Source organism: Microbacterium sp. NPDC096154, assembly GCF_040302945.1.
Lineage (GTDB): Bacteria > Actinomycetota > Actinomycetes > Actinomycetales > Microbacteriaceae > Microbacterium.
Genome location: NZ_JBEOSM010000003.1, coordinates 396088 through 422404, shown reverse-complemented (window position 1 = coordinate 422404; position 26317 = coordinate 396088). Strand labels below are relative to the sequence as shown.

The window sequence follows — 26317 nt, the reverse complement described above, 5'->3', positions numbered from 1 at the left end:
ACTGGTGATGAGCTTTCGATTTACTTCTTAACAGAAGGTGGGGTTAAAAATTATTTCAATACGTATGTACTTGGATTCAGTGATGATGTCATCCATCTAATAAGAATACGTAAGCCTGAACCAGAGAACATTACCAAAATTCAAAGAAGGCAATTTTTGAGAGTAACTGCCAAGTTAGAAATTGCGATACAGCTAAAGGATCAAAGTCGATTTATTGCCTTAACAGATGATGTTGGTGGCGGGGGACTGGCTTTTCGTTATGAAGGACATCGTCAGTTACTGCAAGGCGATCAAATCTATTGCTGGCTCTTAATTTCCTATAAAAATGGATCGATTGATCATGTTCCTTTTGAGGCTGAAATTGTAAGAACTAAGCAATTGGACAATGGGCATCATATGATTTTTCTGAAATTTACAAGTATTTCAGACATGGAGCGGCAAAAGCTGATTCGCTATTGTTTTGAACGGCAGTTTGACTTTAGAAACCGTTAAAAATAATTGTAAATATTTAGATGTGCAAACTACGAATGGTTTTGTTATGGAGTGGACATGCTGGTGATAATAATACAAAGCATCATTTTTAGGAGGCTAAACAGCATGGATTCACGACAAGAACAGGAAAATTACATAAGGTTATTTCTCGTGTTTTGTCATATCATTGAGCCTTGGCTAAAAAGAATCGCTATTTTATTGCTTACATTGCTTATTGTTTTCCAGAGTGCACTATGTGTGCCTGAAATTCGCAGTATTTTATCTTCGGCTGAAAGATTAGAAGGGGTCCGAATTGTACCATAAATGAGTCCATAAAAGGCTTTAATATCACACTTGTCTTTTGCATGAACCTGTGATGTGTGGTATAATTTTCACGTCGCAGGCAATGCCTGCTTTTTTAGTGAGCAAGACTTGAGGAGGAAGTAACCTGTTGGCTAATGGGGTTTCACTACAACATAACAAAATTAACATCGCCATAGATGGACCGGCAGGTGCAGGTAAAAGCACGATTGCCCGTATGGTTGCTAACCAGCTTGGTTATGTATATGTAGATACGGGGGCAATGTACCGCGCAGCTACCTTGTATTTTGTTGACAAAGGTATTCCGCCAGAGCAATCTGTGGACATGCTAGAAGCACTTAATTCGCTTCAAATTGTGCTTGAGCCAGGCGAGGAGCGTCAACAAGTATTTTTAAATAATAGAAATGTAACAGATGAAATTCGTTCTAATGCTGTAAATAACATTGTATCGCGATACTCGCAGCTTGAGGCTCTCAGAACAAGATTAGTTGCCCTACAGCAGCAAATGGCTAGGCGAAAAGGTGTTGTGATGGATGGCCGAGATATTGGGACAACCGTATTGCCTGATGCAGAAGTGAAAATATATATGACTGCTTCAGTCGAAGAACGTGCCGCACGTAGATATAATGAAATGTCAGAAAAAGAACTTATTACACTTGAACAGCTACAACAAGAAATCCAGCAGCGGGATGAGCTAGATCAGCAAAGCCCGAGGCCGGGCACGCCGTCCGGAGCATCCTGCGGCTTGGTGCCGTACGAGAGCATGAAGCTCGTCAGCAGGTAGAACAGGACGTACGTGGCCAGCATGATGAACGTGCCGAGGATCAGCTGCTTCCAGTAGCGGCGGAACGTCTCGCCGAGCGGGAAGCGCTTGATCGCGCCCTTGGCCTGGGCCTTCTCGAAGCTCGCCGACTCCACGAGCTTCAGGCGCACCCACAGGCCGATGATGACCATGACGGCCGAGAACAGGAACGGGATGCGCCAGCCCCAGGCCAGGAACGCCTCGGACGGCGCGCCGTTCTCGCCGGGCATCGAGAAGTTGATGATCAGGAACAGGCCGTTGGCGATGATGAAGCCGATCGGCGCGCCCAGCTGCGGGAACGTGCCGTACAGGGCGCGCTTGCCGGCGGGGGCGTTCTCGGTGGCCACGAGCGCGGCGCCCGACCACTCGCCGCCCAGCGCGAAGCCCTGCGCGAGTCGCATGATCAGCAGCAGGAACGCGGCGAACCAGCCCACGGTCTGGAAGGTCGGCAGCACGCCGATCAGGAATGTCGCGATGCCCATCGTGAGCAGCGACGCGACGAGCGTGGCCTTGCGGCCGAAACGGTCGCCGAAGTGACCGAACACGATCGCGCCGATCGGGCGGGCGACCATCGCCGCTCCGAAGGTCGCGAACGACGCGAGCAGGGCGGTGGTCGGGTTGCCCGTGGGGAAGAAGAGCGCGGGGAACACGAGCACGGCGGCCGTGGCGTACGCGTAGAAGTCGTAGAACTCGATGGTGGTGCCGACGAGGCTCGCCGTGATCACGCGCGAACGCGTGTTGGCGGGCTGCGCGGCAGGGCCCGAAGAAGGGCGCTGAACAGCGGTGGTCATCTCATGCCTGTCTGGGGAAACAACGAAGGGGACATGCCGGCGAGTGCCGACAGGGCAGGATGACAGTGTAAGCAGGCCGAAAAGATACTTCTGCACAGTTGAGCGGATCGACGGCGGCGGTCGGTGAGCACTTCTCAAAGTGCACAGAACGCGGCGCGGGCGCCCGGCGATGTGCCGGGCGCCCGCGTCATGCTGCGGTGGTCAGAGCTCGTCGTCGGCGAGCCGCAGCGCCCGCAGCTCGCGCAGGGTCAGGGCCGTGCGCAGGGCGGCGTCGGCCGCCTCGGCGCCCTTGTCCTCCTTCGAGCCCTCCAGGCCCGCGCGATCCAGGCCCTGCTGCTCGTCATCCAGCGTCAGCACGCCGAAGCCCACGGGCTTGCCGGTGTCCAGCGCGACGCGGGTGAGGCCATCGGTCGCCGCAGACGAGACGAAGTCGAAGTGCGGCGTGCCGCCCCGGATGATCACGCCGAGGGCGACGACCGCGTCGGCGCCGGCCTCCAGCGCGGCCTTGCTCACGACCGGCAGCTCGAACGAGCCCGCGACGCGGACCAGGTGGTGCGTCGCGCCGGCCGCCTCCAGGGTGCGCTGGGCGCCCGCGATCAGCCCATCGGTGATGGTGTCGTGCCACGTGCCGGCGACGATCACCACGTCGAGATCCGATCCGTCGATCTGGGCGCGCTCCGGCGCTCCCTTTCCGCTCATCGCTGTCCTCCCTCGTGCATCCGCGCGATCGCGTCGGCGAGCTCCGTCTCGCCGATGATGTGCCCCATGCGGTCGCGCTTGGTCTCCAGGTACTGGTGGTTGTTAGGGCCGACGCCGACGATCAGCGGCACCTGCTCGATCACCTCGAGGCCGAAGCCCCGCAACTGCGCCACCTTATCGGTGTTGTTGGTCAGCAGTCGGATGCGCTCGATTCCGAGGTCGGCGAGGATGCCTGCGGCGGCCGCGTAGTCGCGGGCGTCCGCGGGCAGCCCGAGGGCCGTGTTGGCGTCGACGGTGTCGAGGCCGCGCTCCTGCAGCGCGTATGCGCGCAGCTTGTTGATCAGGCCGATGCCGCGGCCCTCGTGGCCACGCATGTAGATGACGACGCCGCCCTCCTGCTCGACCGCGTCGAGCGCCGCGTCGAGCTGCGGGCCGCACTCGCACTTGAGCGAACCGAACGCCTCGCCCGTCAGGCACTCGGAGTGCACGCGCACGAGCGGCGCCTCGGCCGACAGGTCGCCCGCGACCACCGCGATGTGGTCGGTGCCGGTCTGGCGGTCCTTGTAGGCGAGGAAGCGGAACGTCCCGTGTGCCGTGGGCACGGTCGCATCGGCACGCAGGCTCACCTGGCGGCGGGCCGCCGGCCGGTCGGCCTCGCGCGGGTCGTGCGCGTCGAGGTGGGCGATGAGTTGCTCGATCGTGATGACCGGGATGCCCTCGCGCTTGCCGAGCTCGATGAGTCCCGGCAGTCGCATCATGCTGCCGTCCTCTGCGACCAGCTCGCCGATCACGGCGACGGGCTCCAGCCCCGCCAGCCGCATGAGCTCGACGGATGCCTCCGTGTGACCCGCGCGATCCCGCACGCCACCGGGCACCGCGCGCAGGGGCAGGATGTGCCCGGGGCGGATGAGGTCCTGAGGTCCGGACGCCGGGTCGGCCAGCACGTTGAGCGTGCGTGCGCGATCGGACGCGCTGATTCCGGTCGTCACGCCCACGGCGGCGTCGACGCTCACGGTGTAGGCCGTCGACCGGGCGTCCTCGTTGATCTCCACCATGGGCGGCAGGTCCAGGCGGTCGGCGACATCCTGCGGCATCGGCGCGCACAGGAAGCCGGACGACCAGCGCACGGCCCACGCGATCCACTCGGGACTGGCCAGCTGGGCCGAGAGCACGACGTCGCCCTCGTTCTCGCGGTCCTCGTCGTCGGCGACGATGACCGGGCGGCCGGCGCGCAGCGCCTCCAGCGCGTCCTCGATCGACGCGAGCGTTCCGGGCTCCAGGGGGCCCGAGTCTGCAGGGCTCACAGCGAGCCTCCTTCTGTGCGGGTGCCCGGGGTGCCGAACGCCAGCAGGCGCTGCACGTGTCGGGCGAGGATGTCGGTCTCGAGATTGACGGGGTCGCCGGGACGGCGCTCGCCGAGGGTCGTGGCCGAGAGGGTCTCGGGGATGAGCGACACCTCGAACCACGGCTCCGCCGCATCGGCGGGGCTCACGGCGCTGACCGTGAGCGAGACGCCGTCGACCGCGATGGAGCCCTTGTCGACCACCAGGGGAGCCAGGTGCGCCGGCAGGTCGATGCGCACCACCCGCCACTGTGCGCCCGGACGCACGTCGAGCACGGTGCCCGTGCCGTCGATGTGCCCCTGCACGATGTGCCCGCCCAGGCGCCCACCCGCGGCCGTCGCCCGCTCGATGTTGACGGGCGTTCCCGGGGTGGCGGCATCCAGCGTCGACATGTCGAGCGTCTGCTTCATCACGTCGGCCGTGAAGCCCTCGTCCGTCCAGTCGACGACCGTGAGGCACACCCCGCTCACGGCGATGGAGTCGCCATGGTGCACCCCCACGACGGCTCCCGGGGCGTGCAGCGCCAGCCGCACGCCGTCGCCCGACGGCTCGACCGCCAGGACGCGGCCGATCTCCTCGACGATCCCGGTGAACATCAGCTCTCTCCTTCGGTCCCATCGCGGGCTGCGCGCCCCGCGATGACGGTGTCGGTCGCGGCGCGCTCGGCCACGAACAGCGTGTCGGCGCCGAGCGGCAGGCGCTCGGTCACGTGCAGGCGGTGCGCCCGGTCGATCGAGGGCACGCCGATGTCCGCGAGCGCGACGCGGGGACCGCCCAGCAGCACGGGGGCCACGTAGGCGAGCACGCGGTCGGCGAACCCCGCCGCGATGAACGCGCTGGCGAGCGTGGGCCCGCCTTCGACGAACACGCGGTGCAGCCCGTGGTCCCAGAGGTCGTCGAGCACGAACGACAGGTCGTGGGTGTCGTAGAACAGCGGCTCGTGGGGGTGTGCGCGCAGCGCGGCGGACGCGGGCGTCTCCCGCGCGCCGATCACCACGGGCACGGGCTGCTCGGGGTGCAGGCGGTCGCCGGTGCGGGCGGTGAGCGCGGGGTCGTCGGCCAGCACCGTGCCGGTGCCCACGACGATGGCGTCCGAGGCGGCGCGGCGCGTGTGCACGTCGGCGCGAGCCTCCGCGCCCGTGATCCACTTGCTCGAGCCGTCCGCTGCCGCGGCGCGGCCGTCCAGGCTCTGCGCCCACTTCACGGTGACATGCGGGCGTCCCAGGCGCGCCGCGGTGAGCCAGGGGCCCACGAGGGCGAGCGCCTGCTCGCGCAGCAGCCCCGGCTCGACGTCGATCCCCGCCGCCCTCAGCCGCTCCGCGCCTCCGCCGGAGACCTCGCCGGGATCGTCGAGCGCGTACACGACGCGGGCGACGCCCGCCAGGATCAGCGCCTCGGCGCAGGGGCCGGTACGGCCCGTGTGGTTGCACGGCTCGAGGGTGACGATGGCCGTGGCGCCGCGGGCGGCGCCCTCGGGCAGCCGGCTCAGCGCATCGACCTCGGCGTGCGGGGTGCCGGCGCCGCGGTGCCAGCCCTCGGCCAGCACGTCGCCCGCGGGCGACAGGATGACCGCGCCGACCTGGGGGTTGCGGCTGCGGGGTCCGCGCAGCGCGAGCTCCAGCGCGCGCGCCATGGCGTGCTGCTCAGCGGGGCTGTGCGCCATCCGACCCTCCTCGACGAAACCGGGGTCGAGATCGCAGAAGGCTCAGGGGCGCCCCGGTCGCTGGACCGGACGGCGCCACCGTGCTGCCTCCCATCCGGACTCGCGCGACCTTCGTCGCGCATCACCGTCGGTCCCGGAATTCCACCGGATCGGCCTGGCGCCTGGGGCGCTTCGGCTCGCGGACTGTCACCGCCGGTTCGGATTCTCACCGACCCCGGAGCACGTGTGCTGCACTCAGATTAGCCGAACGCGCCGCGCCTCGATCCATTCCCGCGTATCGGATTCACGCGCTCATCCTTCAGCCCCGCTGAGCATCCCGCTTTCGTTCTTCTGCTCACTCGAGGAGTCGGCTCACTCGAGGAGTCCGTTCGCTTGAGGAGTCGGCTCACTTGAGGAGTCGCGACAGGCGACGGTCGGCGAGCACCTTGCCGCCGGTCTGGCACGTGGCGCAGTACTCGAAGCTGCGGTCGGCGAGGTACACGCTGCGCACGGTGTCGCCGCACACCGGGCAGGTCTCGCCCGCGCGCGCATGCACGCTCATGCCGCGGCGCTTGGCGTCCTTGAGCTCGGCGGGCGGGCGGCCCTGCGCCGCCGCGACGGCCACCTGCAGCACATCGCGCAATGCGGCGTACAGGCGGTCGATGTCGCCGTCGTCGAGGTTCGCCGCGAGCGCGTAGGGCGACATCCGGGCAGCGTGCAGGATCTCGTCGGAGTAGGCGTTGCCGATGCCCGCCACGATCTGCTGGTCGCGCAGCACGCCCTTGATCTGCGTGCGTCGCCCCGCGAGCAGACCTGCCAGGACGTCGCGGGTGAAGTCCTCGCCCAGCGGATCCGGCCCGAGCCGCGCGATACCGGGCACATCCATGGGGTCGCGGACGACATACACGGCGAGTGACTTCTTGGTGCCCGCCTCTGTGAGGTCGAAGCCCGACCCGTCGCCGAACCCGACGCGCAGCGCGATGGGGGAGCGGCCCGGCTTGATCGCCGTACTCGGCAGCTCTTCGTGCCAGCGGAGCCATCCCGCCTTCGCGAGGTGGAACACCAGGTGCACGTCGCCGAGCGTCAGCCGCGCGAACTTGCCGTGCCGCCCTGCGTCGCTGACGGTACGACCCACGAGGTCATCGAGCCGAGGGTCGAACGTCTTCAGCGCCGAGATCGACGTCAGCCGCGCCGTCCGCAGTTCGAGCCCCATCGTGCGCCCGCGCAGGAACCCGACCAGTCCCTCGACCTCCGGCATCTCCGGCATGGGGCCATCCTCTCGTGGGGGCCTCCTCCGACACAACGCAGCAAGGGCTGCGCGGGCCCGGCGTGTCGGTGTCGTCTCGGCGCGCGACGTGCGGGCGGGCGCCGGCGTGCCGGGGGAGGGGTCAGATGGGCCACACCTGCGGAGTGCGGGGATCCGTCGAGAGGAGCCCGGCGATCCAGCCGTCGACGCGGGGGCCGTGGCCCGCCAGGCCGCGGCGGCGGATGCCCTCGAGCTGGAAGCCGAGGTTCTGCGCCACGCGTGCCGAGGCGAGGTTGCCCACCACCGCGTGCCACTCCAGGCGCTCCAGTCGCAGCGGCCCGAAGGCGAAGTCGACGACCGACCGTGCGGCCTCCGCGGCGTAGCCGCGGCCACGCGCCTGGGGAGCCAGCCAGTATCCGAACTCCGCCGCGCCGTCCTTGATCTCGTGGAGTCCCATCATCCCCGCCAGACCGCGCTCGTCCCGGATCGCCCACACGCACTCCCGGCCCGAGTCCCACCACTCGGCGACCAGCGCGACGAACGTCACCGCGTCCTCCCGCAGGTAGGGAGACGGCACGGTCGTGAACCGCTGGATCAGCGGATCCTGGCAGATCTCGAAGATCGCGTCGACATCGGCCTCGACGGGCCGGGAGAGGGTCAGGCGTGCGGTGCGGAGGACGACCGGCTCACCCACGGCGCAGCAGGCCGACGCGGTCGTACACCGCGGCGAGGGTCGCATCCGCGACCTCGGCGGCACGCTGTGCGTTGGCGGCGAGCACGCGGTCGAGCTCGGCGGGGTCGTCGAGCAGCTCGAGCGCACGCGAGCGCACGGGCTCGAACTCCGCCACCACGACGTCGCGCACACCCTTCTTGAAGTCGCCGTATCCGCGGCCGGCGTACTCGTCCTCGATCTCGGCGATGGGACGCCCCGTGAGCGCCGAGTAAATCGTCAGCAGGTTCGAGACCCCGGGCTTCTCCTGACGGTCGTACCTGACCGTTCCCTCGCTGTCGGTCACGGCGCGCATGATCTTCTTCGCAGTGACGCTGGGCTCGTCCAGCAGCCAGAGCACACCCGCCTGAGACGCCGCCGACTTCGACATCTTCGACGTCGGCTCCTGCAGGTCGTAGATGCGCGCGGTCTCGGTCTGGATCACCGGCTTGGGCACCGTGAACGTCTCGCCGAACCGCGAGTTGAAGCGCTCAGCCAGGTCGCGGGTGAGCTCGACATGCTGCTTCTGGTCGTCGCCGACGGGCACCACGTTCGTCTGGTACAGCAGGATGTCCGCCGCCATCAGGATCGGATACGTGAACAGTCCGACGCTGGTCGCGTCGGCGCCCTGCTTCTGCGACTTGTCCTTGAACTGCGTCATGCGTCCGGCCTCGCCGAAGCCCGTGATGGTCGAGAGGATCCAGGCGAGCTCGGCGTGCGCCCGCACGTGCGACTGCACATACAGGGTCGAGCGCGACGGCTCGATCCCGGCGGCGATGTACTGGGCGGCCGTGCGACGGGTCTTCTCGCGCAGCTGGGCGGGATCCTGCGGCACGGTGATCGCGTGCAGGTCCACCACGGAGAAGAACGCGTCGTACTCGTCCTGCATCTGGCGCCACTGCAGGAGAGCCCCGATGTAGTTGCCGGCCTGGAGGCTGTCGGCGGAGGGCTGCATTCCGGAGTAGAGGCGCTGCGTGGTCACCGTCCGAGTCTATTTGCTCGCTGTGGAAGCTGATGTGCGAGCGACAGGCGTCAGCAATCACAGGACGTAGTCGGCCACCACCGGAGCGTGATCGCTCCAGCGCGTGTCGTACGACGGCGCGCGCTCGACGCGGTAGTTCGACGCGCGGGGAGCGAGGGCGGGCGAGGCCAGGTGGTAGTCGATGCGCCAGCCCGAGTCGTTGTCGAACGCCTTGCCGCGCATGGACCACCACGTGTACGGTCCGTCGACCTCGCCGTGCGCGGCGCGACCCACGTCGACCCAGCCCAGGCCCGTGGTGCCCGCGCTGAACGCGCGGGTGTCGCTCAGTTCGGCCACCATGCCGCGGCCGACCCCCTCCTGGCCGACGACGGGCTCGCCCTCGGCGCCGAGGAACCGGTCGAAGTAGGCGCGCTCGCGTGCGAGGAAGCCCGACTTCTTGACGTTGCCCTTCCAGTTCCGGATGTCGAGCGGGCGGTGGCCCACGTTGAGGTCGCCCGTGACGAGGGCGAGCGCGCCGCCCGCCGACAGCTCGGGCAGACGCCGCTCCATGGCGTCGAGGAACGCCCACTTCGGATCCTGCTTGGCCGGCGTCTCGGCCTCGCCCGTGAAGACGTACGCGCTCACGACCGTGAGGGTCTCGCCGTCGATCTCGAAGTCGGCCTCGAGCCAGCGCCCATGCGACTCGAGCGCATCGTCGCCGAGCTCCACGCGCGAGATGGCGCACTCGTCGCGACTCGCGATGGCGACCCCGGCCCGGCCCTTCTGCAGCGCCTGGTCGTCGACGATGCACCAGCCCGGCAGGGCGGCCTCCAGGTGCTCGCGCTCGCCGCGCACCTCCTGGAGGGTCAGGATGTCGACCCCGGCCCCATCGAGCCACGCCCCCATTCCGTTGCGGGCGGCGGCGCGGATGCCGTTGACGTTGACAGAGGCGATGCGGATACTGCGGGGCATGTCTACCAACGTAACGGGGGCCACGGACATCCGATGTCCGTGGCCCCCGTCGCCGATACGCGTCAGGCGTGCAGCAGCTTGAGCGACTTCTTCTGGCTCTCGGTGCCGCGCAGCACCGCCTGCTTCACGTCGGCGATCGCCTTGGTGATCTCGATGCCTCGCGGGCAGGCCTCGGTGCAGTTGAAGGTCGTGCGGCAGCGCCACACGCCCTCCTTGTCGTTGAGGATGTCCAGCCGGACGTCACCGGCGTCGTCACGCGAGTCGAAGATGAACCGGTGCGCGTTGACGATGGCGGCAGGGCCGAAGTACTGGCCGTCGGTCCAGAAGACGGGGCACGACGAGGTGCACGCGGCGCAGAGGATGCACTTGGTGGTGTCGTCGAAGATCGCGCGGTCGGCGATCGTCTGCACGCGCTCCTTGCCGGGCTCGGGCTTCGACGAGGGCTGCAGGAACGGCTGCACCTCGCGGTAGGCCGCGAAGAACGGATCCATGTCGACGATGAGGTCCTTCTCGAGCGGAAGGCCCTTGATCGCCTCGACGTAGATCGGCTTCGAGATGTCGAGGTCCTTGATCAGCGTCTTGCACGCAAGGCGGTTGCGGCCGTTGATGCGCATGGCGTCCGACCCGCAGATGCCGTGGGCGCACGAGCGACGGAACGCGAGCGATCCGTCCTGATCCCACTTGATGCGGTGCAGGGCGTCCAGCACGCGGTCGGTCGAGTACATCTCGACGTCGTAATCCACCCAGCGCGGCTCGCTGTCGACCTCGGGGTCGAAGCGACGGATGATGAACGTGACGAGGTACGACTGGATGTCCGTGGCGACGGATTCCGGGTCGGTCTCTGCGACGGCAGTCGACATCAGTACTTCCTCTCCATCGGCGGGTAGTTGAACTCGCCCTTCTCGTTCTTGGTGAAGACGACGGGCTTCCAGCCGAGCTCGATGTGGTCCTCGGGGTTCGACGAGTGCGGGTCGCCCGTGAGGTACGCCATCGTGTGCTGCATGTAGTTCTCGTCGTCGCGCTGCTGGAAGTCCTCGCGCATGTGGCCGCCACGGCTCTCGCGGCGGTTGCGCGCGGCGTAGGCCACGATCTCGGCGATGTCGAGCAGGAAGCCCAGCTCGACGGCCTCGAGCAGGTCGGTGTTGTACCGCTTGCCCTTGTCGTCGACGTAGATGTTCTTGTACCGCTCGCGCAGCGACGCGATCGTGCCGAGAACGTCGGTGAGCGTCTCCTCCGTGCGGAAGACCTGGGCGTTCGCGTCCATCTCCTCCTGCAGCGTCTTGCGGATGTCCGCGATGCGCTCGGTGCCCTTGGCGTTGCGGATGCCCTCGATCATGTCGCGCACGCCCGCGGCGGGGTCGGCCGGCAGCGGCACGAAGTCGGCGGTCTTGACGTACTCCACCGCATTGCGGCCGGCGCGCTTGCCGAACACGTTGATGTCGAGCAGCGAGTTGGTGCCGAGGCGGTTGGCCCCGTGCACCGAGACGCACGCGCACTCGCCGGCGGCGTAGAGACCAGGCACGACGGTGTCGTTGTCGGCCAGCACCTCGGCGTCGTTGTTGGTCGGGATGCCGCCCATCGCGTAGTGGGCGGTCGGCATGACGGGCACCGGCTCGACGACCGGGTCGACACCCAGGTAGGTGCGAGCGAACTCGGTGATGTCGGGCAGCTTGGTCTCGAGCACCTCGGCGCCGAGGTGCGTGCAGTCGAGCAGCACGTAGTCCTTGTTGGGACCGGCACCGCGCCCCTCGCGCACCTCCTGCACCATGCATCGCGCCACGATGTCGCGCGGGGCCAGGTCCTTGATGGTGGGCGCGTAGCGCTCCATGAAGCGCTCGCCCGAGGCGTTGCGCAGGATGGCGCCTTCACCGCGGGCGCCCTCGGTGAGCAGGATGCCCAGCCCCGCGAGACCCGTCGGGTGGAACTGGAAGAACTCCACGTCCTCGAGGGGGAGGCCCTTGCGCCACACGATGCCGACGCCGTCGCCCGTGAGCGTGTGCGCGTTCGACGTGGTCTTGAAGATCTTGCCGAAGCCGCCGGTCGCGAAGATCACGGCCTTGGAGTGGAAGACGTGCAGTTCGCCGGTGGCCAGCTCGTATGCCACGACGCCCGCGATCTGGGTCTTGCCGGCGGCGTCCTTCACCGTGATGAGGTCGAGGGCGTAGAACTCGTTGAAGAAGTTGATGCCGAGCTTGACGCAGTTCTGGAACAGCGTCTGCAGGATCATGTGGCCGGTGCGGTCGGCGGCGTAGCAGGCGCGGCGCACGGGGCTCTTGCCGTGCTCGGCCGTGTGACCGCCGAAGCGGCGCTGGTCGATCTTGCCGTCGGGCGTGCGGTTGAACGGCAGGCCCATGTTCTCGAGGTCGATGACCGCGTCGATGGCCTCCTTGGCGAGGATCTCGGCGGCGTCCTGGTCGACGAGGTAGTCACCGCCCTTGACGGTGTCGAACGTGTGCCACTCCCACGAGTCCTCCTCGACGTTCGCGAGCGCCGCGGCCATGCCGCCCTGCGCCGCGCCCGTGTGCGAGCGAGTGGGGTACAGCTTCGTGATCACGGCGGTCTTCGCGCCGGGGCCGGCCTCGATGGCCGCGCGCATGCCGGCGCCGCCGGCGCCCACGATCACGACGTCGAACTGGTGGTAGTGCACGCCGTCGCGCACGACGGAGTCATAGGTCTGCGTGGTCATATCCCTGTTCTCAGAACTTCCCTGCTCAGGCTCCGGCCTGGCACATCTCCCACAGCGTGCTCGTCTCGGTCACACCGAGGCACGGGTCGAACGTGAAGACGACCAGCGTGCCGAGCACGATCATCACGGCCACGACGATCCAGATCACCGCGACGAGCGTCTTGCGCACCGTGGCGTTGTGGACGTAGTCGTTGACGATCGTGCGCATGCCGTTCGCGCCGTGGATGAACGCGAGCCACAGCATGAGCACGTCCCACCACTGCCAGAACGGCGAGGCGAACTTGCCCGCGACGAACGCGAAGTTGAGGGCGTGCACGCCGTTCTCGGGCAGCACGAGGTTGACGAGCAGGTGGCCGAAGATCAGCACGACCAGCAGCACGCCGGAGGCGCGCATGTAGACCCAGCCCCACTTCTCGAGGTTGGCGCCCTTGTTGCGCGGAGCGCTGTGCGGCGCGCGCGGCGCGGCGATGGTGTCGGCGGTCATCAGTGGCCCCCTCCGATGTGCGAGAACGTGTTGATGAGCTGGCGGGGCACGAAGCCGGCCATGACGACGACCCACAGTGCGATGACGCCCCAGAAGAGCTGGCGCTGGTACAGCGCCCCCTTCTGCCAGAAGTCGACCAGGATGATCCGCAGGCCGTTGAAGGCGTGGAACACGATGGCGCCGACCAGGGCGATCTCGCCGAGGCCCATGATGGGGTTCTTGTACGTGCCGATGACGGCGTCGTACGCCTCCGGGGAGACGCGGATGAGCGCGGTGTCGAGCACGTGCACCAGGAGGAAGAAGAAGATCGCCACACCGGTGATGCGGTGCAGCACCCAGGACCACATGCCCTCGCGGCCGCGGTACAGCGTCCCCCGTGGGACCTTCGAGGTGGTCTCGGTCACCGACAATGTCGTACGCGTAGGAGCGGACACGTCGTTCCTCCCTGATCGTTGCGAGGTCTTTCGCCCAGGTGGTCGCGGCGCGGCCGTAGGCTCCCCAACTCTACTTCGCCGACGGCGAACGGCGCGATGTAGGCCTACCTAACTCTCTCGACGTCGAGAGAAATCGGACGTCGGATCGGGGTCCGGCGGGAGGTGCCGGACCGCCCCGGTAGCCTGGGCGCATGCCAGGGCCAATCGAGGACTTCTATGCCGTCATCCCCGCCGGGGGCATCGGGTCGCGGCTGTGGCCGCTGTCCCGGGCCGAGACGCCGAAATTCCTGCACGACCTCACCGGGGCGGGCGTGTCCCTGCTGCGCAGCACGTGGGACCGCCTTCTGCCTCTGACCGGCCCCGAGCGCATCGCGGTGGTGACCGGGCAGGCGCACGAGCAGAAGGTCGAGGTCGAGCTGCCCGACATCCTCGAGGGCAACGTGTTCATCGAGTCCTCGCCGCGCGAGTCGTCGGCGGCCATCGGACTGGCGGCGGCCATCCTGCAGCGACGCGAACCCGACGTGATCATCGGCTCCTTCGCGGCGGACCACCACATCAGCCGCACGCGCGCGTTCGAGTTCGCGGTCGAGCAGGCCGTCGCGGTGGCGCGCGCCGGCTACATCTGCACCATCGGCATCCCGCCGACCGAGGCGTCGGTCGGCTTCGGCTACATCCAGAAGGGCGACGAGATGGATGTCGACGGCGCGCCCATGGCCGCGATCGTCGACCGCTTCGTAGAGAAGCCCGACCTCGAGACCGCGCGCCGGTACTACGCCGACCGCTCCTTCCTCTGGAACGCCGGCATGTTCATCTCGCGCGCCGACGTGCTGCTCGCCGAACTGCAGGCCAACGAGCCCGAGCTGCACGCCGGCCTGATGGAGATCGCCGAGGCGTGGGACACCGGCCGCCGCCACGACGTCTGCGAGCGCGTCTGGCCCGGGCTCAAGAAGATCGCAATCGACTACGCGGTCGCCGAGCCCGCCGCCGACAAGGGCCGGCTCGCGGTGATCCCGGGACACTTCGACTGGGATGACGTGGGCGACTTCGCCAGCCTGGCCAAGCTCATCTCGGACGGGCATCCCGAGAACATGTCGATCCTGGGGCAGAACGACAAGGTCATCGTCGACGAGTCCACCGGGCTCGTCGTGTCCCAGACCAATCGCGTCATCGCGGTGGTCGGCGTCGAGGGGCTCATCGTGGTCGACACGGAGGACGCGCTGCTGGTCACGACCAGCGAGCACGCGCAGCGCGTGAAGAGCGTCGTGGGCGCCCTGCAGGAGCGTGGCCGGGAGAGCGTGCTCTGAGCGGGCGGCTCGGAGACGGCTTTGTAACTATCACGTTTCGGGGCCCGGATGCGGCGAAATGCGCGGTCGCGGTTCTGTACCGTGAGCGTATCGCCCCCCACCCGGATGGGGCCGCCTTTGCCCCGCTCCCTGCCGGGGCCGAAGTTCTTCATGGAGGACAGTGTGATCAGGACCACCCGGAAGGCCGCCCTCAGCGGCCTCGCGATCGCCGGTGCGGCGATCCTTCTCGCCGGCTGCGGCGCGGCTCCGGAGGAGGAGCCCGCAGGCTCGGGCTCGGCGGCTCCTGAGCCCGCCGCGGACTTCCTTCCCTGCCTGATCTCGGACGAGGGCGGCTGGAACGACCGCTCGTTCAACCAGTCGGCCAAGGAGGGCATGGACCGCGTCGCCGAGGAGCTCGGCATCGAGGCCATGGAGATGGAGTCGACCAGCGCCAACGACTACGGCCCCAACCTGGAGACGCTCGTCTCGAACGGCTGCTCGCTGATCATCTCGGTCGGCTTCAACCTGGCCGCCGCCACCGTGGAGTCGGCCAACGCCAACCCCGACGTGAACTACGCGATCATCGACGACTACGCCGACACGGACTTCGACGGCGACACGGACGCCCCCAACATCAAGCCGCTCGTGTTCAACACGGCGGAGGCGGCCTACCTCGGCGGCTACGCCGCCGCTGCCTGGTCGGCCCAGAGCGGCGTCAACAAGGTCGGCACCTTCGGCGGCGGCGAGATCCCCTCCGTGAAGGTCTTCATGGACGGCTTCCAGCTCGGCGTCGAGAAGTACAACGAGGACAAGGGCGCCTCGGTCGGCGTCGTCGGCTGGGACACCGAGTCGCAGAAGGGCTCGTTCACCGGCGGCTTCGAGGCCAACGACGTCGCGCGCCAGACCGCGCAGGGCATCCTCGACCAGGGCGTGGACGTGATCCTGCCCGTCGGCGGCCCCATCTACACGAGCGCCGCGGCCGCCATCCGCGACGGTGGCGAGGACGTCCTGCTCATGGGCGTCGACAGCGACCTGGCCGTCAAGGACCCGGATCTCGCCGACATCACCTACGTCTCGATCCTCAAGGCCATCGACCAGGCCGTCTACGACGCCACGATGAGCGCCTCGACGGGTGAGTTCGACGTCGCGCCGTACGTCGGCACGCTGGAGAACGAGGGCGTCGCGCTCTCGAGCTTCCACGACTTCGAGGGTCAGCTGCCCGAGGGCACGCTCGACGAGATCGACGCTCTCAAGGAGCAGATCGTCGCGGGCGACATCACGGTCGAGTCGCCGAACTCGCCGTAAGGCACACGCATCGACGCGGGGCGATCGGACCGTCAGCGGTCCGGTCGCCCCGCGCTGTGCGTCGCGGTGGCGGGCGCGTCTCCGGGGTCCGCTCCGGAGGAGATCCGGCCCCTGCCGCCCCCTCGCTCTCATCCAGTCTTCCCATCCAGACCCGCACGGTAGGGTGCCCTTCATGAAGCTCGAGCTCCGCGGAATCACCAAGCGATTCGGCAGCCTCGTCGCCAACGACCACATCGACCTCACCGTCGCGCCCGGCGAGATCCACGCCCTCCTCGGAGAGAACGGGGCCGGCAAGTCGACGCTGATGAACGTCCTGTACGGCCTGTACCAGGCCGACGAGGGCGACATCCTGATCGACGACGTGCCGCAGCGCTTCCGCGGGCCCGGAGAGGCGATGGCCGCCGGCATCGGCATGGTGCACCAGCACTTCATGCTCGTGCCCGTCTTCACGGTGGCCGAGAACGTGGCCCTGGGTCACGAGAAGACGCGGGGCCTCGGGCAGCTCGACCTCCAGGCGGCGCGCGCGCAGGTGCGCGAGGTCGCGGACCGCTTCGGATTCGATGTCGACCCGGACGCGCTGGTCGAGGACCTGCCCGTCGGCGTGCAGCAGCGGGTCGAGATCATCAAGGCGCTCGCCCGCGATGCCAAGGTGCTCGTGTTCGACGAGCCGACGGCCGTGCTGACGCCTCAGGAGACCGACGAGCTGATGGCGATGATGCGTCAGCTGCGCGACGAGGGCGCCGGCATCGTCTTCATCACCCACAAGCTGCGCGAGGTGCGCGAGGTCGCCGACCGCATCACCGTCATCCGCCGCGGTCGCGTGGTGGGCGAGGCGTCGCCGCGGTCGACGAACGCGGAGCTGGCGTCGCTCATGGTGGGGCGCGCCGTCGAGCTGACCGTGCAGAAGTCGCCGGCGCAGCCGCGCGAAGGCGGTCTCTCGGTGCGCGACCTGCAGGTGCGCACGGCCGCGGGCGCGGTGGTGGTCGATGGCGCCGACTTCGACGTGCGACCCGGCGAGATCCTCGCGATCGCGGGCGTGCAGGGCAACGGCCAGACCGAGCTCACCGAGGCGCTCATGGGCCTGCAGGAGCACGTGAGCGGCTCGATCACGCTGGACGGCCGCGAGCTGGTGGGCCAGACGGTGCGCTCGATCCTCGACGCAGGCGTGGGCTTCGTGCCCGAGGACCGCAAGGAGGACGGACTGGTCGGCGGCATGTCGATCGCCGAGAACCTCGTGCTCGACCGCTCGACGGCGCCCGAGTTCGTCAAGGCCGGAACGCTCATGCGCGGCGCGCTCGACCGCTTCGCCCGCGAGCGCATCGACGAGTTCGACATCCGCGCCCAGGGGCCGTTGACGCCCGCGGGCACCCTGTCGGGCGGAAACCAGCAGAAGGTGGTCGTGGCGCGCGAGATGAGCCGCGACCTCAAGCTGCTGCTGGCCGCCCAGCCGACGCGCGGCGTCGACGTCGGCTCGATCGAGTTCATCCACTCCCGCATCGTCGCCGCGCGCGACGAGGGAGTGGCCGTCATCGTCGTGTCGACCGAGCTCGACGAGGTCACCGCCCTCGCCGACCGGATCGCCGTGATGTACCGGGGCAGGATCGTCGGCATCGTGCCGGCCGACACCCCGCGCGACGTGCTGGGCCTGATGATGGCCGGCGCACAGGAGAACGAGAACGCATGCGGCGCACTGAGCGAGCGGAGCGAGTCGAAGTGACCGAGACCTCCCCGGCGCTCCAGGCGCCGCAGCCCCACACCGCGGCCCCGGCACCCGTCGCCAACCGCGTGCTGCGTGACATCCTGCGCGGCGGCGCCGTGACGACCGTGCTGGCGGTGCTGCTCGCGCTGGTGGTCGGCGGCGTGCTGATCGCGCTCACCGACGAGGACGTGCAGGCGGCGGCCGGCTACTTCGTCGCCCGCCCGGGCGACACGCTCTCCGCCATCTGGGCCGCCGTCTCGAGCGGCTACGAGGCGCTCTTCCGAGGCGCGATCTACAACACCCGTGCCGACGACTTCGTCACGGGCATCCGCTCGCTGACGAACTCGCTCGGCGCGGCGGCGCCGCTGATCGCGGCCGGTCTCGGTGTCGCCGTGGCCTTCCGCGTCGGCCTGTTCAACATCGGCGCGCAGGGGCAGATCGTGTTCGGCGCGGCGTTCACCGCGCTGCTGACCTTCCGTCTCGACCTGCCGATGGCCGTGCAGCTTCCGGTCACGCTCCTCGGCGGCATCATCGGCGGCGCCATCTGGGCGGGCATCGCGGGCGTGCTGAAGGCGCGCACGGGCGCGCACGAGGTCATCCTGACGATCATGCTCAACTACGTCGCCGTGCTGTTCGTCGAGTGGATGGTCAGCACGCAGGGCGTGCTGCAGAAGGCCGGCACCACGCAGCCGATCACGGACGCGACGCCGGCAGGGGCCGTGTTCCCGGAGCTGCTGGGGCCGCGCTTCCCCAACCTCGATCTGGGCTTCCTGTTCGTGGTGCTGGCCACCGTGTTCGTGTGGTGGCTGCTCGAGCACTCGAGCCTGGGTCTGCGCATGCGAGCGGTGGGCGAGAACCCGCACGCCGCCAAGGCCGCGGGCATCTCGGTCCCGCGCATCTACATCTACGCGATGCTGTTCGCCGGCGGCCTCGCGGGCCTCGCCGGCATGAACCAGATCCAGGGGGCCGTGACCACGGGCTTCAACTCGCACATCGACGCGGGCTTCGGGTTCGACGCCATCACGGTCGCGCTGCTCGGGCGCAGCCGCGCGTGGGGCACCTTCGCCGCGGGCCTGCTGTTCGGTGCCCTCAAGGCCGGGGCGTACCAGATGCAGGCCGCCGGCATCCCGGTGGATTTCGTGCTCGTGGTGCAGGCGCTGGTCGTGCTGTTCGTCGCGGCACCGCCGCTCGTGCGGACCATCTTCTTCCTGCCCAAGGACGACGCCGACAAGAGCGCGAAGGCCCGGGCCAAGGCCGCACGGAAGGCGGTGGCGCAGTGACCTCCACGACAGCGATTCCCGAGAGCGCGGCGCCCGCGGTCGTCGACGTGCGCCACCCGAAGGTCGCGATCACGCTGGCGATCGCCACGGTGCTGCTCGCCGCGCTGTTCCTCTTCGGTGCCCGCGAGGGCGTCACGTCGTTCCGCCTGAGCGGCGGGGAGGCGCTGCTCGCGCTGGGCGACGTCAGCGTGCCATCGGGCCCCACCGTGTGGGTGGTGCTCGTGCTGCTCGTGGCGCTGACGGCCTACGCGGCCTGGGACGCGTGGCGCTTCCGCAAGCCCCGCGCATGGGTGGCGATCGCGTTCGGCGTGCTGGCGCTGTTCGGCTTCCTCACCTGGGCCGGGGCGGGCGGGCTCGTGCCGGTGATCAGCCTGCTCGCGGGCGCCCTGTCCATCTCGGTGCCCATCGTGTTCGGCGCCATGGGCGGGGTGATCGGCGAGCGCGTCGGCGTGGTCAACGTCGCCATCGAGGGGCAGCTGCTGCTCGGCGCCTTCAGCGCGGCCGTGCTCGGCAGCCTCACCGGGAATCCGTACGTCGGCCTGGTCGGCGCCATGTTCGGCGGCGTGCTGGTCTCGCTCGTGCTGGCGGTGTTCGCCATCCGGTATCTGGTCGAGCAGGTGATCGTCGGCGTCGTGCTGAACGTGCTCGTGATGGGTCTGACGGGCTTCCTCTACGGCATCCTGCTGGTGCCCAACGAGACCACGCTGAACCGGCCGGCCACGTTCCCGCGCCTGCCGATCCCCGGGCTGGTGGAGATCCCCGTGATCGGCCCCGTGCTGTTCAATCAGCCGTTCATCGTCTACCTGATGTACGTCGCGGTGGCGCTCGTCGCGTGGGGACTGTACCGGACGCGCTGGGGCCTGCGTCTGCGAGCGGTGGGTGAGCATCCGCAGGCCGCGGACACCGTGGGCATCAAGGTGAACCCCACTCGCTTCTGGAACGTCACGCTGGCCGGAGCCATCGCCGGCACCGGCGGCGCGTACTTCACGCTGGTGTCGGTGCCGCAGTTCGGCGAGGACATGACCGACGGTCTCGGCTTCATCGCCCTCGCCGCCGTGATCTTCGGGCGCTGGGACCCGATCCGAGCCGCTCTGGCCGCGCTGCTGTTCGGCTTCGCCACCAACCTCCAGAACCTGCTGACGGTGCTGGGATCGCCGATCCCCGGCCAGTTCATGCAGATGCTGCCGTACGTCGTGACGATCCTCGCGGTCGCCGGCTTCGTGGGGCAGTCGCGCGGGCCCGCGGCCGCGGGCAAGCCGTACATCAAGGGATGACATGACCGACTGGACTTCGGGTTTCAAGGGATCGGACGAGAACGGCTCGCGGGACACCGTGTGGTCGGGCGAGGTCGACTGGGACGAGCTGCGCGCGGCCGCGATCGAGGCCATGGAGCGGGCGTACGCGCCGTACTCCCGCTACCGCGTCGGTGCGGCCGCTCTCGTGGCGGACGGCCGCATCGTGGCCGGCTGCAACGTCGAGAACGCCGCATTCGGGGTCACGCTGTGCGCCGAGTGCGGCCTGGTGTCGAACCTGCACATGACGGGCGGCGGCCAGCTGGTCGCCTTCGTGTGCGTCGACGGTCAGGGAACCACGATCATGCCGTGCGGCCGGTGCCGCCAGCTGCTGTTCGAGCACGCCGTGCCGGGCATGCTGCTCGAGACCGTGTCGGGCATCCGCACGATCGACGAGGTCCTTCCCGACGCCTTCGGGCCGCGTGACCTCGAGGAGGCCGGCCGGTGACTGGTGCCGCGGTCGAGCCGTTCGACGCGGTCGACGTGATCCGCGCCAAGCGCGACGGGGCCCGGATCGACGAACCCGCGCTGCGCTGGATGATCGACGCGTTCACGCGGGGGTACGTGGCCGACGCGCAGATGGCGGCCTTCGCGATGGCCGTGCTGCTCAACGGCATGGATCGCGACGAGATCCGTGTGATGACCGACGCGATGATCGCCTCGGGCGAGCGGATGAGCTTCGCGGGGCTCGGCAAGCCGACCGTCGACAAGCACTCGACGGGCGGTGTGGGCGACAAGATCACGCTGCCGCTGGCACCCCTCGTGGCGGCGTTCGGTGTGGCCGTGCCGCAGCTGTCGGGCCGCGGCCTGGGTCACACGGGCGGCACGCTCGACAAGCTCGAGTCGATCTCGGGATGGCGAGCGGCGCTGTCGAACGACGAGATGACCGCGCAGCTGCGCGACGTCGGCGCCGTGATCTGCGCGGCCGGCTCGGGCCTCGCGCCCGCCGACAAGCGCCTGTACGCGCTGCGCGACGTCACGGGCACGGTCGAGGCGATCCCGCTGATCGCCTCGAGCATCATGTCCAAGAAGATCGCCGAGGGCACGGATGCGCTCGTGCTCGACGTGAAGTTCGGCTCGGGCGCCTTCATGCGCGACTTCGAGCGGGCTCGTGAGCTGGCCCGCACGATGGTCGAGCTCGGCACCGACTCGGGCGTGCGCACGACGGCCCTGCTGACCGACATGGACACCCCGCTCGGCCTCGCGATCGGCAACGCCAACGAGGTGCGCGAGTCGGTCGAGGTCCTTGCGGGCGGGGGACCGGCCGACGTGGTCGAGCTCACGGTCTCGCTGGCGCGGGAGATGCTCGCGCTCGCGGGCCGGCCCGACGCCGACGTCGAGGCGGCCCTGCGGGACGGCCGCGCGATGGACGCCTGGCGTCGGATGATCCGTGCGCAGGACGGCGACCCGGATGCGGCTCTGCCCGTTCCCGCGGAGACGCACACGGTGGTGGCGCCGCGCGACGGGTTCGTGACGCGACTGGACGCGTACGGGTTCGGCGTGGGCGCGTGGCGACTGGGCGCCGGTCGGGCGCGCGCCGAGGATCCCGTGCTGCACTCCGCCGGCATCGACCTGCACGCCAAGCCGGGCGACCGCGTCACGGCCGGGCAGCCGCTGTTCACGATCGGCGGTCCCGACGACAGTCGCTTCGCACGCGCCCTCGCGTCGCTCGAGGGCGCGTGGGAGGTCGGCGACGACGCGCCCGACCGCGGCCCGCTGGTGCGAGAGCGCATCGGCGCGACATCCTGAACTCCGCACGTCCTGTCCGACGACCATCCCTTCCCGAGGAGACGCCATGATCGATCCGTTCGGAGACGCCCGCGTGGAGGGTGTGTCGATCCGGAGCCTGCCGAAGGTTTCGCTGCACGACCACCTGGACGGGGGAGTGCGCCCCGACACGATCGTGGAGCTGGCCGACGCGGCGGGCATCGACCTGCCCGAGACCGATCCGGCGCGCCTGGCGTCGTGGTTCGCACGGCAGAGCGACTCGGGATCGCTGGAGAAGTACCTCGAGACGTTCGCCGTGACGACGGCCGTGATGCAGACGCGGGAGGGGCTCACGCGCGTCGCTCGCGAGTTCGTGCAGGATCTCGCCGCGGACGGCGTGATCTACGGCGAGGTGCGCTGGGCCCCCGAGCAGCACCTGGCCGGCGGGCTGTCGCTCGAGGAGGCCGTCGAGGCGGTTCAGGAGGGCATCGAGGAGGGCGAGGATGCGGCGGACGACGCCGGCCGCAGCATCCGGGTCGGTCAGCTGCTGACCGCGATGCGCCAGAACCGCCGATCGGCCGACATCGCGCGGCTGGCGGTGGAGTTCCGCGACGAGGGCGTGGTGGGCTTCGACCTCGCGGGGCCCGAGGAGGGCTTCCCGGCCTCGGGTCACCGCGAAGCCATTGACATCGTGGGGCAGGCGTTCCTGCCGACCACGATCCACGCGGGTGAGGGCGCCGGGCTGGAGTCCATCCGCTCGGCACTGCTCGACGGGCGTGCCCTGCGCCTGGGGCACGGCGTGCGCATCGCCGAGGACCTCGACGTCGTCGGCCGCGAGGGCGAGGAGGTGCGCGTGCGCTTCGGCGACCTCGCGCGCTGGGTGCGCGACCGCGAGATCCCGCTCGAGCTGTCGCCGTCGTCGAACCTGCAGACCGGCGCCGTCGCCGCGTGGGGCAAGACGCTCGAAGACCATCCGTTCGACCTGCTGTACCAGCTCGGCTTCGCGGTGACCGTGAACACCGACAACCGGCTGATGAGCCGCACCTCGCTGACGCGGGAGCTCGCGCAGCTCGCGGCCACCTTCGGCTACGGGCTCGAGGACCTCGAGGCCTTCCAGCTCAACGCCGCGGCGGGCGCCTTCCTGCCGGTGGAGGAGCGCGAGGAGCTCATCCAGCTGATCGGCGAGGGCTTCGACGCCTGACCCGGAGCTGCCTCGCCTGGTCGAAGAGGTCATTACTGACCGAACGTTCGCTTGGTGGTATCTTCGGTGCGGCGGTACCGACGCCGGTGCCGTTCGCGGTTCTTCCTGAATACCCGTTTCCGGGCGCACTGTGGCGCCCCGCACCCTGACCAAAGGAGGTCAGATGTCTGCCCGAGACACCACCGGCGGGCTCACGCCCACCGGGACCATCTCCAGCACCACCGACCGCCGCCGCGTCGCCGTGGCGACCGTCGTCGGCACGACCGTCGAGTGGTACGACTTCTTCATCTACGCCCAGGCCGCCGGCCTCGTGTTCGCCACGCTGTTCTTCGGCCCGCTGAACGAGGAGTACCCGGGCCTGGCCCAGATCATCTCGTTCGTCACGGTCGGCATCAGCTTCCTGTTCCGCCCGCTCGGCGCGTTCCTGGCCGGCCACTTCGGCGACAAGATCGGCCGCCGCCCCATGCTGGTGCTGACGCTCATCCTGATGGGCGCGGCCACCACGCTCGTCGGCTTCCTGCCCACCTACGCGCAGATCGGCGTCGCGGCGCCCATCCTGCTGATCCTGCTGCGCGTGCTGCAGGGCATCTCGGCGGGCGGCGAGTGGGGCGGCGCGGTGCTGATGGCCGTGGAGCACGCCCCCAAGCAGCGTCGCGGCCTGTTCGGCGCGATGCCGCAGATCGGCGTGCCGATCGGCCTGCTGCTCGCCAGCGGCGTCAACGCGATCATGGCCGCGATCGCCCCGGGCGATGCCTTCATCGAGTGGGGATGGCGCGTGCCGTTCTTCCTCAGCATCGTGCTGATCATCGTCGGCTACTGGGTGCGTCGCCGTGTCGAGGAGAGCCCCGTGTTCGAGGAGATCGCCGAGCGCAAGGAGCAGGTCAACGTGCCTGTCGCCAAGCTGTTCGCGCGCTTCACCCCGCTGGTGTTCCTCGCCGCGCTGGTGTTCGTGGGCGACAATGCCGTGGGCTACATGACCACCGGCGGATACATCCAGGGCTACGCCACCAACCCGGAGGGCCCGCTGGGCTTCGAGCGCGGCCCCGTGCTGTGGGCCGTGGCGGCATCGTCGGTCAGCTGGCTCGTCGCGACCTTCGCCGCGGGCGTGCTGTCCGACCGGATCGGGCGCCGCAACACGTTCATCTTCGGCTGGATCGTGCAGGGCATCTTCGTCGTGACGCTGTTCCCGCTGGTGAACTCGGGCAGCCTGGGCCTGCTGACCCTCGGTCTGGTGCTGCTCGGCATCGGCCTCGGGTTCACGTACGGCGCCCAGTCGTCGTGGTACGCCGAGCTGTTCCCGGCCTCCGTGCGGTACTCGGGCGTCTCCATCGCCTACGCGATCGGCTCCATCCTGGGTGGCGCGTTCGCCCCCACGATCGCGCAGTGGATCCAGACGTCGACGGGCGACTCGACGAACGTCATGTGGTACCTGCTGATCGTCACGGCCGTGTCGCTCGTCGCGACGCTGCTGCTGCGCGACCGTAAGGGCATCGACCTGAGCCCCTCGAACGAGGCCGAGCAGGAGCGCGGCATCTACATCTGGGAGAAGGTGTGACCTTCGACCTCTGACGCGAACAGGCCGCTCCGGGAGTCCGGGGCGGCCTGTTCCGTCGGGGTCACTCCGAGGGCAGCGGGGTGCCCTGGTGGTGCACCAGGCGCCAGCCATCCGGGTCGTGACGCCAGAGCGAGCTGCGCCGTGCCGAGCGTCCGCTCCGCTGCGATCGCCACGTGACGAGGACCAACCCATCGGTCAGGTTGCGGCCCGCCAGATCGAGCACCTCGATGGGCTCCTCGTCGCCGTCGCCGTCGCCGTCGTCGTGGGCGAGGAGCTCGCCGATGGCCGCGCGATCCCACACCTGACCGGATGCGCCGATCTCGGTGAAGTCCGGGGCGAGCAGCCGCTCGAGACGGGCCGGATCGCGGCGCGCCTGCGGCGTCTGCAGTTCGCGTTCGAGCGCGAGCACCGCGTCGACATCCGGCGCCGGCTCGGTGCGGAATCCGTCGTCCGCGACGCGAGCGCTGTGGTCCTCGAGCTCCTGGAACAGTGTGATCTGGAGGTCGGCGGGCGCGCGGAGGCGCGCGTTGAGCGAGCGCCAGGGCGTTTCGCGCGGGGTCGCGGTGACCGTCGCGCCGGCCTCCGCGAGGCGGGTGGTGATCGCCGCCGAGTCGTCCCCCTCGAACGCGAGCCGGATGCGGTCGCTGCGGTCGCCGTCGGTCTCCACCCGGTCGATCAGCTCCACCTGGGCCGGGTTCGACAGCTCCAGGGTCGCCGAACCGGCGTTCAGGATCGTGACCCGGGCACCTGCGTCACCGTGGAACGACTCCTGCTCGGTCAGCCCCAGCACGTCGCGGTAGAACCGCAGGGCGTCGTCGAAGTCGGCGGCCTCGACCACCACGCGCAGCTGCCGGACGCCGCTCATGCGCGGGCGCCCTGCCGGGCATCGGCGAGCACGGCGTCCGTGGTGGTCACAGACGCGAAGCCGCCGCCATGCAGGTTGACCGCGGTCGTCGCCATGAGCGTGGCGGCGTCGGTCGTCTGACCGTCGGGGCCCGCGAGGTCGAACGTGCGGGTGGCATCGAGGGGCACGACCACCTCGAACCCGAGATTGCCGCCCATGCGGGCGGTCGTCTCGACGCACATGTTGGTCTGGATGCCGCAGACGACGATGCGTCGGATGTCACACGATCGCAGCCACGACTCCAGATCGGGTTCGCCGTAGAACGCCGAGTTCACGCTCTTGGTCACGAGGAGCGCGCGGTCGGCCTCGGCGACGGGCTCGATCAGCGCGTTCCCCGGATTCGCCGGGTGCAGCGGAGAGTCGGGGTTCACGCTGTCGTGGCGCACGACGACGATCGGATCGCCCGCCGAGTGCCAGGCGTCGATGAGCCGGACGACGTTGTCGTCGCATCCCGGATGGTTCGTGGTGGCCCCCCAGAACGGGTCGAGGAAGCCCTGCTGCATGTCGATCACGATGAGCGCGGTGGTCAT

25 protein-coding genes, 1 pseudogene and 1 riboswitch are annotated in these 26317 nt (G+C 68.6%); of the genes and pseudogenes, 11 read left to right on the top strand and 15 right to left on the bottom strand.

The genetic code is table 11. The annotated features are described in order from the left end of the window. Both ABTW64_RS06610 and cmk read left to right on the top strand, forming a co-directional pair. On the top strand, positions 1–492 hold a 492-nt coding region (locus tag ABTW64_RS06610; RefSeq protein WP_350620493.1), incomplete at its 5' end, for a flagellar brake protein. 430 nt (positions 493–922) lie between these two features. Continuing rightward, positions 923–1576 (top strand): (d)CMP kinase, encoded by a 654-nt coding sequence (cmk, locus tag ABTW64_RS06605; protein WP_350620490.1) that lies wholly within the window; start codon positions 923–925, stop codon positions 1574–1576. Here cmk and ABTW64_RS06600 read toward each other — a convergent pair. The 13 genes and pseudogenes from ABTW64_RS06600 to sdhC form a co-directional block, all read right to left on the bottom strand. Further along, positions 1501–2385 (bottom strand): annotated as a pseudogene (locus ABTW64_RS06600) (MFS transporter); the annotation flags it as partial. The gene cmk and the pseudogene ABTW64_RS06600 sit on opposite strands and share 76 nt — an antisense overlap. Positions 2386–2586: 201 nt before the next feature. Further along, positions 2587–3084 (bottom strand): 6,7-dimethyl-8-ribityllumazine synthase, encoded by a 498-nt coding sequence (gene ribH / locus ABTW64_RS06595; RefSeq protein WP_350620488.1) that lies wholly within the window; start codon positions 3082–3084, stop codon positions 2587–2589. Next, the gene (ribA, locus tag ABTW64_RS06590) at positions 3081–4388 is read right to left on the bottom strand and encodes a GTP cyclohydrolase II (RefSeq protein WP_350620486.1); all 1308 of its coding nucleotides are present in this window, start codon (positions 4386–4388) and stop codon (positions 3081–3083) included. The genes ribH and ribA overlap by 4 nt, the downstream gene beginning before the upstream one ends. Then, positions 4385–5023 carry a riboflavin synthase gene (locus ABTW64_RS06585; RefSeq protein ID WP_350620484.1) on the bottom strand — a complete coding sequence of 213 codons (639 nt, stop codon included), beginning with the start codon at positions 5021–5023 and terminating at the stop codon, positions 4385–4387. Before ABTW64_RS06585 ends, ribA begins: the two co-directional genes overlap by 4 nt. Then, on the bottom strand, positions 5023–6090 hold the full coding sequence (ribD, locus tag ABTW64_RS06580) for a bifunctional diaminohydroxyphosphoribosylaminopyrimidine deaminase/5-amino-6-(5-phosphoribosylamino)uracil reductase RibD (protein WP_350620482.1): 1068 nt from the start codon (positions 6088–6090) through the stop codon (positions 5023–5025). Before ribD ends, ABTW64_RS06585 begins: the two co-directional genes overlap by 1 nt. A 77-nt stretch (positions 6091–6167) precedes the next feature. Next, positions 6168–6316: riboswitch (FMN riboswitch) on the bottom strand. A 159-nt stretch (positions 6317–6475) separates the two neighbouring features. Next, on the bottom strand, positions 6476–7336 hold the full coding sequence (locus ABTW64_RS06575; protein ID WP_350620480.1) for a DNA-formamidopyrimidine glycosylase family protein: 861 nt from the start codon (positions 7334–7336) through the stop codon (positions 6476–6478). Positions 7337–7457: 121 nt separating this feature from the next. After that, complete coding sequence (locus tag ABTW64_RS06570) at positions 7458–8009, bottom strand: GNAT family N-acetyltransferase (protein WP_350620478.1); 552 nt, start codon at positions 8007–8009, stop codon at positions 7458–7460. Further along, a complete protein-coding gene (gene trpS, locus ABTW64_RS06565) occupies positions 8002–9006 on the bottom strand; it encodes a tryptophan--tRNA ligase (protein ID WP_350620476.1) in 1005 nt (334 codons plus the stop codon). Before trpS ends, ABTW64_RS06570 begins: the two co-directional genes overlap by 8 nt. Before the next feature lie 57 nt (positions 9007–9063). After that, on the bottom strand, positions 9064–9957 hold the full coding sequence (locus ABTW64_RS06560; protein ID WP_350620473.1) for an exodeoxyribonuclease III: 894 nt from the start codon (positions 9955–9957) through the stop codon (positions 9064–9066). Positions 9958–10019: 62 nt separating this feature from the next. Then, positions 10020–10817, bottom strand: coding sequence for a succinate dehydrogenase iron-sulfur subunit (locus ABTW64_RS06555; RefSeq protein ID WP_350620471.1), 798 nt, complete (start codon positions 10815–10817; stop codon positions 10020–10022). Further along, the gene (gene sdhA / locus ABTW64_RS06550) at positions 10817–12643 is read right to left on the bottom strand and encodes a succinate dehydrogenase flavoprotein subunit (protein ID WP_350620469.1); all 1827 of its coding nucleotides are present in this window, start codon (positions 12641–12643) and stop codon (positions 10817–10819) included. Before sdhA ends, ABTW64_RS06555 begins: the two co-directional genes overlap by 1 nt. Positions 12644–12668: 25 nt before the next feature. Beyond that, positions 12669–13127 (bottom strand): succinate dehydrogenase, hydrophobic membrane anchor protein, encoded by a 459-nt coding sequence (sdhD, locus tag ABTW64_RS06545; protein WP_350620467.1) that lies wholly within the window; start codon positions 13125–13127, stop codon positions 12669–12671. After that, entirely contained in the window at positions 13127–13561 is a 435-nt protein-coding gene (sdhC, locus tag ABTW64_RS06540; protein ID WP_350620465.1) for a succinate dehydrogenase, cytochrome b556 subunit, read from the bottom strand. The genes sdhD and sdhC overlap by 1 nt, the downstream gene beginning before the upstream one ends. Before the next feature lie 191 nt (positions 13562–13752). Between sdhC and ABTW64_RS06535 the strand changes: the two genes are divergently transcribed. The 9 genes from ABTW64_RS06535 to ABTW64_RS06495 all read left to right on the top strand — a co-directional run bounded on the left by ABTW64_RS06535 (position 13753) and on the right by ABTW64_RS06495 (position 24883). Beyond that, positions 13753–14865, top strand: coding sequence for a mannose-1-phosphate guanylyltransferase (locus ABTW64_RS06535; protein WP_350620463.1), 1113 nt, complete (start codon positions 13753–13755; stop codon positions 14863–14865). A gap of 150 nt (positions 14866–15015) precedes the next feature. Beyond that, entirely contained in the window at positions 15016–16149 is a 1134-nt protein-coding gene (locus ABTW64_RS06530; RefSeq protein WP_502892306.1) for a BMP family lipoprotein, read from the top strand. A gap of 172 nt (positions 16150–16321) precedes the next feature. After that, a complete protein-coding gene (locus ABTW64_RS06525) occupies positions 16322–17866 on the top strand; it encodes an ABC transporter ATP-binding protein (RefSeq protein ID WP_350620461.1) in 1545 nt (514 codons plus the stop codon). Then, positions 17863–19128, top strand: coding sequence for an ABC transporter permease (locus tag ABTW64_RS06520; protein WP_350620459.1), 1266 nt, complete (start codon positions 17863–17865; stop codon positions 19126–19128). The genes ABTW64_RS06525 and ABTW64_RS06520 overlap by 4 nt, the downstream gene beginning before the upstream one ends. After that, positions 19125–20402 carry an ABC transporter permease gene (locus tag ABTW64_RS06515; RefSeq protein WP_350620457.1) on the top strand — a complete coding sequence of 426 codons (1278 nt, stop codon included), beginning with the start codon at positions 19125–19127 and terminating at the stop codon, positions 20400–20402. The genes ABTW64_RS06520 and ABTW64_RS06515 overlap by 4 nt, the downstream gene beginning before the upstream one ends. 1 nt (position 20403) lies before the next feature. Further along, positions 20404–20868 (top strand): cytidine deaminase, encoded by a 465-nt coding sequence (locus ABTW64_RS06510; RefSeq protein ID WP_350620455.1) that lies wholly within the window; start codon positions 20404–20406, stop codon positions 20866–20868. Then, positions 20865–22169, top strand: coding sequence for a thymidine phosphorylase (locus ABTW64_RS06505; protein WP_350620453.1), 1305 nt, complete (start codon positions 20865–20867; stop codon positions 22167–22169). The genes ABTW64_RS06510 and ABTW64_RS06505 overlap by 4 nt, the downstream gene beginning before the upstream one ends. A 46-nt stretch (positions 22170–22215) precedes the next feature. Beyond that, the gene (locus ABTW64_RS06500; protein WP_350620452.1) at positions 22216–23328 is read left to right on the top strand and encodes an adenosine deaminase; all 1113 of its coding nucleotides are present in this window, start codon (positions 22216–22218) and stop codon (positions 23326–23328) included. A gap of 163 nt (positions 23329–23491) precedes the next feature. Continuing rightward, positions 23492–24883: an MFS transporter gene (locus ABTW64_RS06495; RefSeq protein WP_350620451.1), complete on the top strand. Its 1392-nt coding sequence runs from the start codon at positions 23492–23494 to the stop codon at positions 24881–24883. A 61-nt stretch (positions 24884–24944) separates the two neighbouring features. Here the strand turns inward: ABTW64_RS06495 and ABTW64_RS06490 are convergent, their stop codons facing one another. Together ABTW64_RS06490 and ABTW64_RS06485 are read right to left on the bottom strand one after the other, a co-directional pair. After that, entirely contained in the window at positions 24945–25748 is an 804-nt protein-coding gene (locus ABTW64_RS06490; protein WP_350620450.1) for a DUF4440 domain-containing protein, read from the bottom strand. Beyond that, positions 25745–26317 carry a cysteine hydrolase family protein gene (locus tag ABTW64_RS06485; protein ID WP_350620448.1) on the bottom strand — a complete coding sequence of 191 codons (573 nt, stop codon included), beginning with the start codon at positions 26315–26317 and terminating at the stop codon, positions 25745–25747. Before ABTW64_RS06485 ends, ABTW64_RS06490 begins: the two co-directional genes overlap by 4 nt.